This is a genomic window from Mesorhizobium sp. WSM4817 (genome assembly GCF_055811135.1).
The window spans coordinates 282810-298493 of record NZ_JBVVQQ010000001.1 but is presented as its reverse complement, the minus strand read 5'-3'; the positions used below and the strand labels follow the sequence as shown (position 1 = coordinate 298493).

11 protein-coding genes are annotated in these 15684 nt (G+C 64.9%); 9 read left to right on the top strand and 2 right to left on the bottom strand.

The window, feature by feature from the left end:
• Window positions 1–35 precede the first annotated feature (35 nt).
• On the bottom strand, window positions 36–2054 hold the full coding sequence (locus AC0L2K_RS01420; protein WP_473530404.1) for a thioredoxin domain-containing protein: 2019 nt from the start codon (window positions 2052–2054) through the stop codon (window positions 36–38).
• Between the two features lie 64 nt (window positions 2055–2118).
• On the opposite strand from AC0L2K_RS01420, the gene mnmE reads away from it, so the two are divergent.
• The 5 genes from mnmE to AC0L2K_RS01395 all read left to right on the top strand — a co-directional run bounded on the left by mnmE (window position 2119) and on the right by AC0L2K_RS01395 (window position 8050).
• A complete protein-coding gene (gene mnmE / locus AC0L2K_RS01415; protein WP_473530403.1) occupies window positions 2119–3441 on the top strand; it encodes a tRNA uridine-5-carboxymethylaminomethyl(34) synthesis GTPase MnmE in 1323 nt (440 codons plus the stop codon).
• A 345-nt stretch (window positions 3442–3786) separates the two neighbouring features.
• Window positions 3787–5661 (top strand): tRNA uridine-5-carboxymethylaminomethyl(34) synthesis enzyme MnmG, encoded by a 1875-nt coding sequence (mnmG, locus tag AC0L2K_RS01410; protein WP_473530402.1) that lies wholly within the window; start codon window positions 3787–3789, stop codon window positions 5659–5661.
• Window positions 5658–6293, top strand: a complete 636-nt coding sequence (rsmG, locus tag AC0L2K_RS01405; protein WP_473530401.1) for a 16S rRNA (guanine(527)-N(7))-methyltransferase RsmG — start codon at window positions 5658–5660, stop codon at window positions 6291–6293. The genes mnmG and rsmG overlap by 4 nt, the downstream gene beginning before the upstream one ends.
• A 36-nt stretch (window positions 6294–6329) precedes the next feature.
• A complete protein-coding gene (locus AC0L2K_RS01400; protein WP_084646769.1) occupies window positions 6330–7130 on the top strand; it encodes a ParA family protein in 801 nt (266 codons plus the stop codon).
• Between the two features lie 35 nt (window positions 7131–7165).
• Window positions 7166–8050, top strand: a complete 885-nt coding sequence (locus AC0L2K_RS01395; RefSeq protein ID WP_128176564.1) for a ParB/RepB/Spo0J family partition protein — start codon at window positions 7166–7168, stop codon at window positions 8048–8050.
• A gap of 409 nt (window positions 8051–8459) precedes the next feature.
• Here the strand turns inward: AC0L2K_RS01395 and holA are convergent, their stop codons facing one another.
• The gene (holA, locus tag AC0L2K_RS01390) at window positions 8460–9503 is read right to left on the bottom strand and encodes a DNA polymerase III subunit delta (protein WP_473530400.1); all 1044 of its coding nucleotides are present in this window, start codon (window positions 9501–9503) and stop codon (window positions 8460–8462) included.
• A gap of 469 nt (window positions 9504–9972) precedes the next feature.
• Between holA and AC0L2K_RS01385 the strand changes: the two genes are divergently transcribed.
• The 4 genes from AC0L2K_RS01385 (at window position 9973) to lpdA (ending at window position 15480) form a co-directional block, all read left to right on the top strand.
• Window positions 9973–11205: a thiamine pyrophosphate-dependent enzyme gene (locus AC0L2K_RS01385; protein ID WP_473530399.1), complete on the top strand. Its 1233-nt coding sequence runs from the start codon at window positions 9973–9975 to the stop codon at window positions 11203–11205.
• Between the two features lie 2 nt (window positions 11206–11207).
• A complete protein-coding gene (locus AC0L2K_RS01380; protein ID WP_473530398.1) occupies window positions 11208–12221 on the top strand; it encodes an alpha-ketoacid dehydrogenase subunit beta in 1014 nt (337 codons plus the stop codon).
• A 229-nt stretch (window positions 12222–12450) separates the two neighbouring features.
• On the top strand, window positions 12451–13836 hold the full coding sequence (locus AC0L2K_RS01375) for a dihydrolipoamide acetyltransferase family protein (RefSeq protein ID WP_473530397.1): 1386 nt from the start codon (window positions 12451–12453) through the stop codon (window positions 13834–13836).
• Window positions 13837–14082: 246 nt separating this feature from the next.
• Window positions 14083–15480, top strand: a complete 1398-nt coding sequence (lpdA, locus tag AC0L2K_RS01370) for a dihydrolipoyl dehydrogenase (protein ID WP_473530549.1) — start codon at window positions 14083–14085, stop codon at window positions 15478–15480.
• Window positions 15481–15684: the final 204 nt, after the last annotated feature.

Here is a 15684-nt window from a genome sequence, read left to right as displayed (position 1 = left end):
TGCGGGAGAAGGTGGATCGGCGCAGCATCCCTCTCCTATCCGTGCCGCAACCGACGCTCGAGTTCCTCGGCCTCCGTTATCACCGGCAGGCAGACCTGCCCCGTGCACAGCCAGGCGCCGGGCTCGGTCGTTGGCGGCAAAGCGCCGCCTGGCAGGATAGGCAGGTTTGTCGCCGAGCCGACCGGCACGATCGTGTCGATGCGACGCGGGTCAGGATTTCGATTCGCCACCGGAACAAGCCTCGGATTGTCAGGGCTATCCACCAGCACCAGCTTCAACGGCTCGATTGCCAAGGCACAGGCGTTGACGATGCCGGCCTGGCCATAGGCCTGATGCGCCGCCCGGCCGGCTGCGTGTTCGGCGACCTTCCAGGTCTTTTCCTGCAATTCGAGGCCGCCGGAGAGCGACGACAATCGAACCATGGCCTCGATGATCTGGCCGGTGGCTGAAGCAATGGCCTCATCGACATCGCCCCTGATGCGGATCGGCAGGTCGCTGCTGTCCGATGCGGTTAGGTAGTAGCCGGTGCTGTTCTCATCGCTATGCCATTGGTCGAGTTGCGCGATGAATTGGCCGGCCAGTTCGGCATAAGTCGATGTGCCGGTGGCCTCGAACAGCGAGATCGCGGCGTTGGCCATGGCGGCGTAGTCGCTCGACAGCGCCGGAAAAAGCTTCTTTGCGCCAAGCATCGAATGCGGCAGGCGGCCGTCTCGACCGGCACTGGCAATGGCAGCAAAGGCCTGTTCCGCCGCCTCGATCCAGTCGATCCGTTTCAGGGCGCGCCCGACCTCGGCGAGAGCCGCGATCACCAGGCCGTTCCAGTCGGTCAGGATTTTTCCATCACGCCCGGGCCTGACGCGCTGCTCCCTGGCCGCCAGCAGTTTTTCTGTGAGCGGAATGAGCCGGTCGCGATCGGCGACGCTTTGTGTTTGCTGGGCCGCAGTCTGGTGGATGATCGGCTTGCCCTCCCAGCCGTGCGGGCTGGAAAGCGTGAAGTATTGGAAAAACAACGCCGATTCGTCACCGAGAGCAGTTTCGATCTCATCCCTGCTCCAGGTGTAGAACAACCCCTCCTCGCCCTCGCTGTCGGCGTCGAGGCTGGCAGCGAAGGCACCGCCATCGACGCGCATCTCGCGCAACAGCCAGTCGACCGTCTCTTCGATTCGTATCCGGAACAATTCATTGCCGGTCGCCGCAAAAGCCCAGTTGCAGAGCCGGATGAGCTGCGCGTTGTCGTAGAGCATCTTTTCGAAATGCGGCACCAGCCATTCGGCATCCGTCGAGTAGCGGCTCAGCCCGCCGCCGACATGGTCATAGATGCCGCCCGTCAGCATCTTTTCAAGGCTGAGCAAGACAGCGTCGCGATGGGCTGTGGCGCCGTCGCGCAGCCAGGACAGCCACAGCGTCTGCATGAATGGCGCATTGGGGAATTTGGGCGCGCCGCGCAGCCCGCCCAGTTCCCGGTCGATCATGCTGTCGATGCCGTTGGCGAGCGTCGCGAGCGTGTCGCGGTCGAGCGCCGCCTTGGCATGGCTGCCGGCCAGGCGCGCCTCGACATGCGTGGTCAGGCCGGCAGCGCTTTGGTTAACGCTTTCTTTCTTCTCCCGCCACGCCTTGCCGACCGCCTCCAGCACCTGTACGAAGCCCGGGCGGCCGTAACGGGCTTCGCGCGGAAAATAGGTGCCGCCCCAGAAAGGTTTTCCGTCCGGTGTCAAAAACATTGTCAGCGGCCATCCGCCCTGCTCGCCCATCGCCGACAATGCCGCCATATAGATCTGGTCGATGTCCGGCCGCTCTTCGCGATCGACCTTGATATTGACGAACAGACGGTTCATGACGGCGGCGACGTCGGCGTTCTCAAAACTCTCGTGCGCCATGACATGGCACCAATGGCAGGCGGCGTAGCCGACCGAGAGCAGGATCGGCCGCTCAAGCGCCCTTGCTTCGGCGAGCGACGCCGGCGACCACGCCCGCCAATGCACGGGGTTGTCGCTGTGCTGCTGCAGATAGGGGCTGGCCTCTTCGGCAAGCAGGTTTTTCGCGGGCAACGTCACTGTTGATAACTCGGCAATCTGTTGGTGAACAAGCGAAGCTAGGGCGGTTGTGCTGGGTCGGCAAATGATTTCAGGTAATTCCATTGTTGCCCTGTCGAGCGGCCGCCTGCCCGCCGGGGTTGCCGTGATCCGCATTTCCGGCCCGCAAAGTCGATTCGTCGTAGAAACGATTGCTGGCCCCAAGGTCAAGAACCGTGTTGCCGCCTATCGCCAGTTCAGGGCGCCGGACGGATCGGTGCTCGACAACGGGCTGGCCGTTTTCTTTGCCGGCCCAAACAGCTTTACCGGCGAGGATGTCGCCGAATTCCACGTCCATGGCGGGCGGGCCGTGGTGGCGAAGATGCTGGAGGTGATCGCCGGCTTCGACGGCGTCAGACATGCCGAGCCGGGCGAGTTCACCCGCCGCGCCTTTCTCAACGGCAAGGTCGATCTGGTCGAGACCGAGGCGCTGGCCGATCTCGTCAATGCCGAGACCGAGGCGCAGCGGCGCTTTGCCGTCCAGAATGCCGAAGGCGTGCAGAGCGAGCTCTACCTCGCCTGGCGCCGTCGGCTGATTCATGCGCGCGCGATGATCGAGGCAGAAATCGATTTTGCCGACGAAGACGATGTGCCCGGTTCCGTTGCAGAGACGGTCTGGTCGGACGTCCGCGCGATGATCGGTGAGATCGAGCGCCATGTCCAAGGCTTCCGGGCGGCAGAAATCATCCGTGACGGGTTCGAGGTCGTCATTCTTGGTGCGCCGAATGCCGGCAAATCGAGCCTATTCAACGCTCTGGCCCGGCGCGAGGCGGCAATCGTCACTGAAGAGCCCGGCACCACCCGCGATCTGCTCGAAGTGGTGCTGGATCTGGAGGGGATGCGGGTAAGAGTGACGGATACCGCCGGCTTGCGTGAAACGCCCGGCAGGATTGAGGCGATCGGTATCGAAAGGGCGAGGAGCAAGGCCGGCACTGCCGATCTGTTGCTGGTGCTCGAGGATATGGTGGAGCCGGTGGCGATCGGCGCAATACCACCTGATGTCGCGGCCTTGAGGATCGGGACGAAGGCCGATTTGCTGCGGGATGAATCGCTTGTGGCGCGCTACGACGCGGTTATCTCGATCAAGGACGGCACCGGGCTGGCGGAATTGCTGGCCGAGATCGGCCGTCGCGCCGGAGCGCAGGTCGGCCAGGCCGGCGATATCCTGCCGTCGCGGCTGCAGCACGTCGAACTGCTCAACGAGACGAAGCGCTTCCTGCTGGCGGCAGCGGCAGAGGATGGACGCGGGCAGGAACTGCGGGCAGAGGAATTGCGGCTGGCGGCGGATCGGCTTGGCCGCATCGTTGGGGCGGTCGATGTCGAGGACATGCTCGACGTCATCTTTGCGCAGTTCTGCATCGGCAAATGACTCACGTGAAACATTGCGGGCCGGCCAGCTCTGGGTGATTCACGTGAAACACTACGCGATTAGCTCGAAGGCATTGTTTCACGTGAAACGATCCACGGTCCCCGAGACGGGATCGAATTTGAGACTTAGCGCTGCCCCTCATTGCCCTGCCGGCATTTCTCCCCGTATAGTGACGGGGAGAAGGACACAACCGTCGACGGTTTCCCCAATCACCAGCGTTGCAAAAGACCCGTCGTTGCTGCGGCTAGCCCGCTTCTCCCGTCACTTTACGGGGAGAAGGTGCCGGCTTGACACCACGTCCTGACGGGGACATGTGTCGGTCAACCTGAATCTGGAACACTAAAAATGACCGATCACTATGATGTGGTTGTGGTGGGCGGCGGCCATGCTGGTTGCGAGGCGGCCAGTGCTGCCGCGCGCGCTGGCGCCAAGACTGCCCTGGTGACGCTGCGCTTCGAGACGATCGGCGTCATGTCGTGCAATCCGGCGATCGGCGGGCTCGGCAAGGGCCATCTGGTTCGCGAGATCGACGCCATGGACGGGCTGATGGGACGTGTCGCCGATGCGGCCGGCATCCAGTTCCGTTTGCTCAATCGCCGCAAGGGCCCGGCGGTGCGCGGGCCGCGCACGCAAGCCGACAGAAAACTGTATCGGCTTGCCATGCAAGCGGCGATTCGCGAACAGGCGGGTCTCGACGTGGTCGAGGGCGAGGTCCTGGATTTCGAAATCGCCAATGGGCGCCTGGGGGCGGTGCTGCTGGCGGATGGCCGCCGGCTTGGCTGCGGCGCCGTGGTGCTGACCACCGGCACTTTCCTGCGCGGATTGATCCATATCGGCGAGAAGAAGATCGTTGCCGGCCGCATGAACGAGCAGGCCAGCCTCGGCCTGTCGGCGACGATGAGCCGCGCCGGCTTCAAGCTCGGACGGCTGAAGACCGGCACGCCGCCGCGGCTGGACGGGCGCACGATCGATTGGGCGTCGCTGGAGAGCCAGGCGGCGGATGACGACCCGGTGCCGTTCTCGCTGATGACCGACCGCATCGACAATCCGCAGATCCATTGCGGCATCACGCGCACGACGGCGGCTACACATGAGCTGATCCGCGCCAATCTGGGCCGGTCGGCGATGTATTCCGGCTCGATCGAAGGGGTGGGACCGCGTTACTGCCCGTCGATCGAGGACAAGATCGTCAAGTTCGGCGACCGCGAAGGCCACCAGATTTTCCTCGAGCCGGAAGGGCTGGACGACGATACCGTCTACCCGAACGGCATTTCGACCTCGCTGCCCGAGGACGTGCAACTCGACATTTTGAAGACCATCCCGGGTCTGGAACGTGCAACGATGCTGCAGCCCGGCTATGCCATCGAGTACGATCATGTCGATCCGCGCGAGCTCAAGCCGACGCTGGAAACCAAGCGGATCGCCGGTCTTTTTCTGGCCGGGCAGATCAACGGCACCACCGGTTACGAGGAGGCCGGGGCGCAGGGGTTGTTGGCCGGCCTCAACGCCGCGCGCAAAACGTCGGCAAGCGACCAGATCGTGCTCAGCCGCACCGAGGCCTATATCGGGGTGATGGTCGACGACCTGACCAGCCGTGGCATCGCCGAACCGTATCGGATGTTCACTTCGCGGGCCGAGTTCCGGCTGTCGCTGCGCGCCGACAATGCCGATGAGCGGCTGACGCCGCTGGCGATGAAGCTCGGGATTGCCTCGCAGGAGCGGATGCAACGGTTTAGCGATATCGTGCAGAACATTGAAAATGCGAGGGACCTTGCGCTTGGCTTCACCATGACCCCGAATGAAGCGGCGCGTCATGGGCTGGTGATCAACCGGGACGGGGTACGCCGCTCGGCCTATGAGTTGCTGGCCTATCCCGGCGTCGACGTCGCCTGGCTGGCCAGAATCGCCCCGCAGTTTGCGGGAATTGACAGCAAAACGGCTGAACGCCTTGAAACGGAAGCGAAATATTCGGTCTATCTCAATCGCCAGCAAGCTGACGTCACGCAGATCAGGCATGAAGAGAGCCGATTGATCCCGGCGTCGCTCGATTTTGCTTCCGTTCCGGGGCTGTCCAACGAGTTGAAGCAAAAGATGCTGGCACGCCAGCCGCGCTCGATCGCCGACGCTCAGCGTATGGAAGGCATGACGCCGGCGGCACTGGCAATCATTGTCGCGCATGTCCGCAACGCCGAGGCTGCCACGCGAAGGAATGTTGCGTGAGCGCTGCCTCATGGGCGGGCCTGCAATCGGCTGCCGGTCCGGTTTCACGTGAAACATTCGAACGCTTGGTAGAGTTCGAGACGGTCTTTCAGAAATGGAACCGCCGGATAAACCTGGCGGCGCAGTCGACGCAGGGCGACGTCTGGCGCCGCCACATCCTCGACAGCGCGCAGCTGGCGCGAATCAAACCAGACGCGAAGCGCTGGCTCGATCTCGGCTCCGGTGGCGGTTTTCCCGGCCTGGTGCTGGCGTTCCTGCTTGCCGAACGCGACGGCGCCAGCATCGACCTGGTTGAAAGCAATCGGAAAAAGGCATCGTTCCTGCAAGCGGTCGTGGGCCAGTTCAACCTGCCGGCCAGGGTCGTCGCGCGCCGCATCGACGACGCGTATCCGTTTGTTTCAACACCTCAAATCGTTACTGCCAGAGCGGTGGCGTCGCTTCCGGTGTTGCTCGAACTGGCGGCGCCGTGGCTGACGACGGGCACCTGCGGCCTGTTCCACAAAGGCCGGGATTACCGTACCGAATTGGCAGAAAGCGCTCAACGATGGTCGTTCGATCTGGTAGAACATGCCAGCGCGACCGACGCTCATGGCGTCATCCTCGAACTGTCTGATTTGCGCCAACTGACTTAGATCGGCGACCTCGGCATGAATTTCTGGCACAGACCCATGATGAAGAATGGCCCCCGAATCATCACCGTAGCCAACCAGAAGGGCGGCGTCGGCAAGACGACGACGGCCATCAATCTGGCCACGGCGCTGGCGGCGATCGGCGAGCGGGTGCTGATCGTCGATCTCGACCCGCAAGGCAACGCCAGCACCGGTCTCGGCATCGACCGGCGCGACCGCACCGTTTCCTCCTACGACGTGCTGACCGGCGAGCTCGATCTGGAGGCGGCGGCGATCCCGACGGCGGTGCCGGGACTGTCGATCGTGCCGTCGACGCTCGACCTGCTCGGCATCGAAATGGAGATCGCCTCGGCGCCGGACCGGGTGCTGCGGCTGCGCAACGCCTTGCGCGCCTCGGCCGAGCGCTCGGCGAATTTTGGCTATGTGCTGATCGATTGCCCGCCGTCGCTCAATCTGCTGACGCTGAACTCGATGGCGGCAGCCGATTCGGTGCTGGTGCCGCTGCAATGCGAGTTCTTTGCGCTCGAGGGCCTGAGCCAGCTTTTGGAGACGGTCGAGCAGGTCCGCCGCTCGATCAATCCTGAGCTGACCATCCAGGGCATCGTGCTGACCATGTTCGACGGGCGCAACAACCTCGCCAACCAGGTGGTGCAGGACGTGCGGGCGCATATGGGCGACAAGGTCTATGAAACCGTCATCCCGCGCAATGTGCGCGTCTCCGAGGCGCCGTCCTACGGCAAGCCGGCGATCCTCTACGACCTCAAATGCTCCGGCAGCCAGGCCTATCTGCAGCTTGCCTCCGAGGTGATCCGCCGCGAGCGCAAACTGCGCGCCGCTTAGAAGCCGAATTGATACCGAAACGATCTGGACAGACGATGAGCGAAGACCTTTCGAGAAAAAGACTGGGCCGGGGACTGGCGGCGCTGATCGGCGAAATCGATCGTCCGGCAGTAGTGGAAAAGCCGGGCATGAATGCCGACGGCAAGGTGCCGATCGAGTTCCTTAGCCCGAACCCAAAGAATCCACGCCGGCATTTCGGCGACGCCGACCTGACCGATCTTGCCCAGTCGATCCGCGAACATGGCGTGGTGCAGCCGGTGGTGGCGCGGCCATCGCCGACGCAAGCTGGCCGCTACGAGATCATCGCCGGCGAGCGGCGCTGGCGCGCCGCGCAGCGCGCCGGGCTGAGCGAGATCCCGATCATCGTGCGCGATGTCAACGATCGCACCGCGCTCGAGCTGGCGATCATCGAAAACGTCCAGCGCACCGACCTCAATCCGGTCGAGGAGGCGATGGGCTACCAGCAGCTGATCGACGATCACGGCTACACCCAGGCCGATCTCGGCCAGGTGATCGGCAAGAGCCGCAGCCATGTCGCCAACACGCTGCGGCTGTTGAAGCTGCCGGACGTGATCCGCGACATGCTGGTCGACGGCGCGCTGTCGGCCGGCCATGCCCGTACATTGGTGACGGCGCAGGATCCGGCGGGCCTGGCCAAGCGCATCGTCGAGGACGGGCTTTCGGTGCGCCAGGCCGAAGCGCTGGCGCAGATGCCGGCGGGTGCGCCGACGGTGAAGCGACAGCCTGCAGCACCGGTGCAAAAGGATGCTGATACGCGGGCGCTGGAAAAGTTCATGACCGACACGCTCGGCATGTTCGTCACGATCGAGCACAACGAGCGCGGCGGGGTGATCAGCGTCGCCTATCGGACGCTGGAGCAACTCGACGAGCTTTGCCGGCGGCTGAAGCAGGAGCAATAGTTAGCCGGCAAAGAGCTCGGGTCCCGCTTGTTTTAGGCGAGGATCGGCGACCTTATAGGCTACCTGCTCCAGCGCTTGCGCCGCCCCTCACCTGCCTGCCGGCATCCTCTCCCCGTATAGTGACGGGGAGAGGGGGCTGTCATCGACGGCTTCGCCAATCACCAACGTTGCAGATAAGAGGCCGGCAGGGCAAGGAGGGGCGGCGATTGGCAGCCCTCCCCTTTTCTAGCGCCGGTGATTGGCGAAATCGTCGAGGCTGCTGATCTCCCTCCCTGAGGGGGAGATGGCCGGCAGGCCAGAAGGGGTCGCCTCACATCAAGCGCCGGCACCTTGCTGAAGCGAAGAAGATGTCGGCGCTCCACGCGCTGCCCTGTCGCCTTCGGCGACATCTCCCCCTCAAGGGGGGAGATCAGGTGCGCGCCAGTCTTGCGCTCTCCACGGCGATGCCGAGCAGCGCCTGTCGGGCCAGCGCGACCGCGAGGTCCGGCCGGCGCCGGGTCTGCAGCACCGCCGTCTGCAGGCGGTTGAGCGCGCGGGCGAGCGCCTCGCTGCTCCAGCGTTCGAGGGCTCTTTCGACCAGCTTGCGCCGCGCGAAAAAAACCGGCGGGCGCGCCGCGGCGACGACCGAAGCCGCGTTGCGGCCGCCGGCGTCCATCAGGCCGCGCATTGCCTGGATCGCCTGCAGCTGCCGCATCGCCGACGACAGCACCAGAAATGCCTGGCCGCCGGACTGGCAGTGACGGGTGAAGGCGATGTCGAAGTCGCCGACCTTGCCGTCGAGCAAGGCATCGACGGCGTCATCGAAGGACAGGCCAGAGACGTCGCCCGACGTCGCCTTGACGTCATCGAGGCCGATTTCGCTCTGGCCGTGGGCATAGAGCACCAGCTTTTCGATCTCGCCGCGCGAGGCCAGCCGGTCACCACCGAGGTTGCGGCGCAGCGCCTGGCGGGCTTCCAGCGTCATCGACATGCCGGCCTTGCGCAATTCGTCGTCGATGACCGTATCGATGTCCCGCGCCTCGTCGGCGTAGCACGGCAGCGCCATGGCAATGTCCGCCGCCTCGACAATGGCGCGCAGCCCGACGCCCTTCTTCAGGTCGCCGGCCTCGATCAGGATGATGGCGTCACGCGGCGGCTCCGCGGTCAGCGCCTTGACGTCGTCGGCAAGCGCCTTCTGGCCGGACGCATTGCGCACCCACAGCAGGCGCCGGTCCGAAAACATCGGGACGGTGCGGGCCTCGTCGAGCAGGCGGCCCTCGTCGCGATCGACTTCCGAACCGTCCAGCCTGACCACAGAGAACGGATCGTCGAGCGGCAGGCCGGTCTTGCCGGCAAAGGCACGGGCGCGCTCGGCGACCAGCCCGCGGTCGGGCCCGTAGAGCAGGACGATCGAGACACGCGGGTCCGGCCGCGCCAACCACGAATCGACCTCGTAACCTTTCTTCTGTGCCATGGGTTATGGGTTAGCATGATGCGGGCGCGGGGTGAACGGCGGTCGCCCCTTTCCTTCTCCCCTTGTGGGGCCCGAAGGGCGGGCGCGGCCCGTGACTCGCCCCGGGCGGTGGATTGGCGCGCAGCGCCAAGACGGAAGAGGGGTGTTGGACGGAGTGCCGTCGGTGCCAGGCTGGAACACCCCTCATCCGACCGCTTCGCGGCCACCTTCTCCCACAAGGGGAGAAGGAAAGGCCGCAGCGCTAGCCGCTCGATCCGTCGCCTTGTCCAATCTGGCGGGAAACCAGGCGCAATCATGCGCCAAATTGCGCGCAGAGCCGGAAGATCGACAAGAAATTTCGCTGACATATCTTCATCCTGACAGGTGCTGCTGGCGGCGCGGTGGTTGGCCGGAAGCCTTGCCCGACGAATTGGCACTGGTCTGCCGGTGTGCAAGTATCTTGGCCGGGCAACATGGGAGGACGAAGGTCATGGCCGATGCGGGAATGTTGCGCTTCCATGTGCCGGAGCCCGAGGTGCGACCGGGCGGGACGCCGGATTTTTCTGATGTGACCATCCCCAAGGCCGGCTCGGTGCCGCGTCCCGAGATCGATGTCGATCCGCGTGATATCCGCGATCTGGCGTTTTCGATCATCCGCGTGCTCAACCGCGCCGGCGAAGCCGTCGGGCCGTGGGCCGGCCTGCTTTCCGACGACGAGTTGCTGGAAGGCCTGCGCCATATGATGACGCTGCGCAGCTTCGACGCGCGCATGCAGATGGCGCAGCGCCAGGGCAAGACCTCGTTCTACATGCAGCATCTGGGCGAAGAGGCGGTGAGCTGCGCCTTCCGCAAGGCGCTGGCGCCGGGCGACATGAATTTTCCGACCTATCGGCAGGCCGGCCTGCTCATCGCCGACGGCTATCCGATGGTCACGATGATGAATCAGATCTATTCGAACCAGGCCGATCCGCTGAAGGGACGGCAGCTGCCGATCATGTATTCGTCGAAGGAGCACGGCTTCTTCTCGATCTCCGGCAATCTGGCGACGCAATATATCCAGGCGGTCGGCTGGGCGATGGCTTCGGCGATCAGCAATGATTCGAAGATCGCCGCCGCCTGGATCGGCGACGGCTCGACGGCCGAGTCCGACTTCCATTCGGCGCTGGTGTTCGCCTCGACCTACAAGGCGCCGGTCGTGCTCAACGTCGTCAACAACCAGTGGGCGATCTCGACCTTCCAGGGCATCGCCCGCGGCGGCTCCGGCACATTTGCCGCCCGCGGCCTCGGCTTCGGCATTCCGTCGCTTCGGGTCGACGGCAACGATTATCTCGCCGTCCACGCGGTGGCCAAATGGGCGGCGGAGCGGGCGCGGAAAAATCTTGGGCCGACGCTGGTCGAATATGTCACCTATCGCGTCGGCGCACATTCAAGCTCCGACGATCCGTCGGCCTACCGGCCGAAGGCCGAATCCGACGCCTGGCCGCTCGGCGACCCGATCGTCAGGCTGAAGAACCATCTCATCCAGCGCGGCGTCCGGTCGGACGAGCGCCACACCCAGGCCGAGGCGGAAATCCTCGAAACGGTGATCGCGGCGCAAAGGGAGGCCGAGCGCCACGGCACGCTGCATGCCGGCGGCAAGCCTTCGACGCGCGACATGTTCGAAGGCGTCTATGGTGAGATGCCGCCGCATCTCAGACGCCAGCGCCAGCAGGCGGGGGTCTGACCATGCCAAGACGGACCATGATCGAGGCGATCCGCGACGCCATGGACGTGTCGATGGGGCGCGACGAACGCGTCATCGTGTTCGGCGAGGATGTCGGTTTTTTCGGCGGCGTGTTTCGCTGCACGCAAGGCCTGCAGGCGAAATACGGCAAGAGCCGCTGCTTCGACACGCCGATCAGCGAAGCGGGCATCGTCGGCTCGGCCATCGGCATGGCCGCCTACGGCCTGAAACCCTGCGTCGAGGTGCAATTTGCCGACTATGTTTATCCGGCCTATGACCAGATCGTCTCGGAGGCGGCGCGGCTGCGCTACCGCTCGAACGGCGATTTCACCTGCCCGATTGTGGTCAGGATGCCGACCGGCGGCGGCATTTTTGGCGGCCAGACCCACAGCCAGAGCCCGGAGGCGCTGTTCACGCATGTCTCCGGCCTGAAGGTCGTCGTGCCGTCCAATCCGCATGACGCCAAGGGTCTTCTTATCGCGGCGATAGAGGATCCCGATCCGGTGATCTTCCTGGAGCCGAAGCGGCTCTACAACGGCCCGTTCGATGGCCATCACGAGCGCCCGGTGACGCCGTGGTCGAAGCATGAGCTCGGCGAGGTCGCCGACGGGCATTACACGATCCCGCTCGGCAAGGCGGTGATCCGTCGGCCGGGCGCTGCTGTCACCGTGCTGGCCTACGGCACGATGGTCTATGTCGCGCAAGCGGCGGCCGAGGAGACCGGTATCGACGCCGAGATCATCGATCTGAGGACGCTGCTGCCGCTCGATCTCGAGACGATCGTCGACTCGGTCAACAGGACAGGCCGCTGCGTGATCGTGCACGAGGCGACGCTGACATCCGGCTTCGGCGCCGAACTGTCGGCGCTGGTGCAGGAAAACTGCTTCTACCATCTGGAAGCGCCCGTGGTGCGGGTCGCCGGCTGGGACACGCCCTATCCGCATGCGCAGGAATGGGACTATTTTCCCGGTCCGGCCAGGCTCGGCCGCGCGCTCGTCGAAACGATGGAGGCTTGACGATGGCAGGTAGAGCCTCGGACCAATTGCCAGTGGTGGCACCGCCCCTCATCCGCCTGCCGGCACCTTCTCCCCGTGAAGAACGGGGAGAAGGGACTGGCCGCCACGCCGGCGATCCCCCTCTCCCCGTTGTTCACGGGGGTCCGAAGGACGGGCGAGACAAGCGGCTCGCCCCGGAATGGGCAGGGGTGAGGGGCAGCGCAAACGCTTCGGTAGAGGGGACCTGACGATGGGCGAATATGTGATCAAGCTGCCCGATGTCGGCGAAGGCGTCGCCGAGGCCGAACTGGTCGAATGGCAGGTCAAGGTCGGCGACCTCGTGCGCGAGGACGCGGTGCTTGCCGCCGTCATGACCGACAAGGCGACGGTCGAGATTCCTTCGCCAGTCGACGGCGAGATCGTCTGGCTGGGTGCGGAGATCGGCGACACGGTGGCGATCGGCTCGCCCATTGTCCGCCTGAAAGTGGCCGGCGAGGGCAATGTGAATGCAGCTGCGGAGCCGGGCGGCGAGGCGGGCGCCAAGATTACCGACCGCAGTACCCCCACCCCTGGCCCCTCCGCACAAGGGGGAGGGGGACGCGCTTCGGCCGCCGAAGCCAGTGCCAAAGCGGCACCGCACCCGTCCCCGCCCGGAAAAATCACTGAGCGTGAGGTTGCATCGGCGACGGAATCCCCCTCCCCCTTGCGGGGAGGGGTTAGGGGTGGGGGTGCTGCGCTCGTCGCCGCGCCGCGTCCCGAAGGTGAAAGGCCGCTGGCGTCGCCGGCCGTCCGCCTCAGGGCAAAGGAGGCTGGCGTCGATCTCCGACAGGTCAGGGGAAGCGGCCCGGCCGGCCGCATTCTCCACGAGGACATCGACGCCTTCCTGGCGCGCGGACCGCAGCTTGCGAAGGTCTCCGGCCTCGCCCGCAACGAGGCGGTCGAGGACATCAAGATCATCGGGCTCAGGCGCAAGATCGCCGAGAAGATGGCGCTGGCCAAGTCGCGCATCCCGCACATCACCTATGTCGAGGAGATCGACGTTACGGCATTGGAGGATTTGCGCGCGGCGCTCAACAAGGAGAAGCGCGGCGGCGTGGAGCGGCCGAAGCTGACGCTGCTGCCGTTCCTGATGCGGGCGATGGTCAAGGCGATCGCCGACCAGCCCAAAATCAACGCGCTGTTCGACGACGAGGCCGGCATCGTCCACCAGCATGGCGGCGTCCATATCGGCATTGCCGCGCAGACGCCTTCGGGGCTGGTGGTGCCGGTGGTCAAGCACGCCGAGGCACGCGACATCTGGGACTGCGCCGCCGAGGTTTTCAGGCTCGCCGAGGCGGCCAGGTCAGGCACGGCGGCGCGCGACGAACTGTCGGGATCGACGATCACCATCACCTCGCTCGGCGCCATGGGCGGCGTGGCGACGACGCCGGTGATCAATCATCCGGAAGTGGCGATCCTCGGCGTCAACAAGATGATGGTGCGGCCGGTGTGGGACGGCACCCAGTTCATGCCGCGCAAGATGATGAACCTGTCCTCCAGCTTCGATCACCGCGTCATCGACGGCTGGGACGCCGCGGTGTTTATCCAGCGGATCAAGACGCTGCTGGAGACCCCGGCGCTGATTTTCGTGGATTGAGATGATGAACAGGGGATCGCAGGGGCGCAGAATGAGAGCAGTAGCGATCCTTCGCGCCCCCCTCTATCCTGCCGGACATCTCCCCCTCAAGGGGGGAGATCGGCTGTCATCCCGACTTTCGATGATCTCCAGCGTTGCAGGACCAAGCGGAGCGCCAAAGCTGCCAATCTCCAGCCTTGAGGGGGAGATGGCCGGCAGGCCAGAGGGGGGTGCTGTCCCGCCGGCTCGACCAACCAGGGTGCCATGATGAAGGAAATATCCTGCAAGCTGCTCGTCATCGGCGCCGGTCCGGGCGGCTATGTCTGCGCCATCCGTGCCGGCCAGCTCGGCATCGACACGGTTATCGTCGAGTTCGGCAAGCCGGGCGGCACCTGCCTCAATGTCGGCTGCATTCCGTCCAAGGCGCTGATCCATGCGGCCGAGGAGTTCGAGAAAATCTCGCACATGGCGAGCGGCAAGAGCCCGCTCGGCATTTCAATCGCCACACCGTCGATTGATCTCGAAGCGACCATCGCCTGGAAGGACGGTATAGTTAGCCGGCTTAACAGCGGCGTTGCCGGCCTGCTCAAGAAGGCCGGGGTCAAGACCGTGCATGGCTGGGCGAAATTCCGCGACGGCAAGACCGTCGAGGTCCAGACCGAGACCGGCATGCAGGTGGTCCGCGCCGAGATGGTGGTGATCGCGACCGGCTCGGCGGCGGTCGAGCTGCCGTTCCTGCCGTTTGGCGGCGCGGTGATCTCGTCGACCGAAGCGCTGGCGCTGAGCGAAGTCCCGGAAAGGCTTGCCGTCGTCGGCGGCGGCTATATCGGGCTCGAGCTCGGCATCGCCTTCGCCAAGCTGGGCGCCAAGGTGAGCGTGGTCGAGGCCTTGCCGCGCGTGCTGGCGCAATATGATGCCGAGCTGACCCGGCCGGTGGTGAAGCGGCTCGCCGAGCTCGGCATCGAGGTGCTCGTGAACGCCAAGGCCAAGGGCCTGTCGAGCAAGGGGGATGCGCTGCTGGTCGAAACGGCGGCCGGCAAGAATGCCAAGATCGCTGCCGACAGGATCCTGGTCACCGTCGGGCGCAAGCCGGTGGTCGAAGACTGGGGGCTGGAGCAGATCGACCTCGATATGGCGGGTAAATTCATCCGCATCGACGATCAGTGCCGCACCTCGATGCGCGGCATCTTTGCCATTGGCGACGTCACCGGTGAGCCGATGCTGGCGCACCGGGCGATGGCGCAAGGCGAAATGGTCGCCGAGATCGTCGCCGGCCACAAGCGCAGCTGGGACAAGCGCTCAATTCCCGCCATCTGCTTCACCGATCCGGAGCTGGTCACCGCCGGCCTGTCGCCGGAGGAGGCCAAGAGGCTCGGCGGCGAGATCAAGGTCGGGCTGTTTCCGTTCGCCGCCAACGGACGCGCGATGACCAAGCTGAGTGAGGATGGCTTCGTCCGGGTTGTCGCCCGCGCCGACAACCATTTGGTGCTCGGCATCCAGGCGGTCGGCCAGGGCGTGTCGGAACTGTCGACGGCGTTTGGCCTGGCGCTGGAAATGGGCGCGCGGCTGGAGGATATCGCCGGCACCATCCATGCCCATCCGACACAAGGCGAGGGTTTTCAGGAGGCGGCGCTGAAGGCGATGGGGCATGCCTTGCATGTTTGAGGGCTGGCTGGCCTCACGGCGGATTCGAACCTCGTTCGGTCGAGTTCCTTCGCGCCCCCCTCTGTCCTGCCGGACATCTCCCCCACTTGGGGGGAGATCGGCAGCCTCGCCGTCCCGCCCTACTTTAAGCGTTGGAGATTGGCGAAAGCGGAGATGCCGGCCAATCTCCCCCCAAGTGGGGGAGATGCCCGGTAGGGCAGAGGG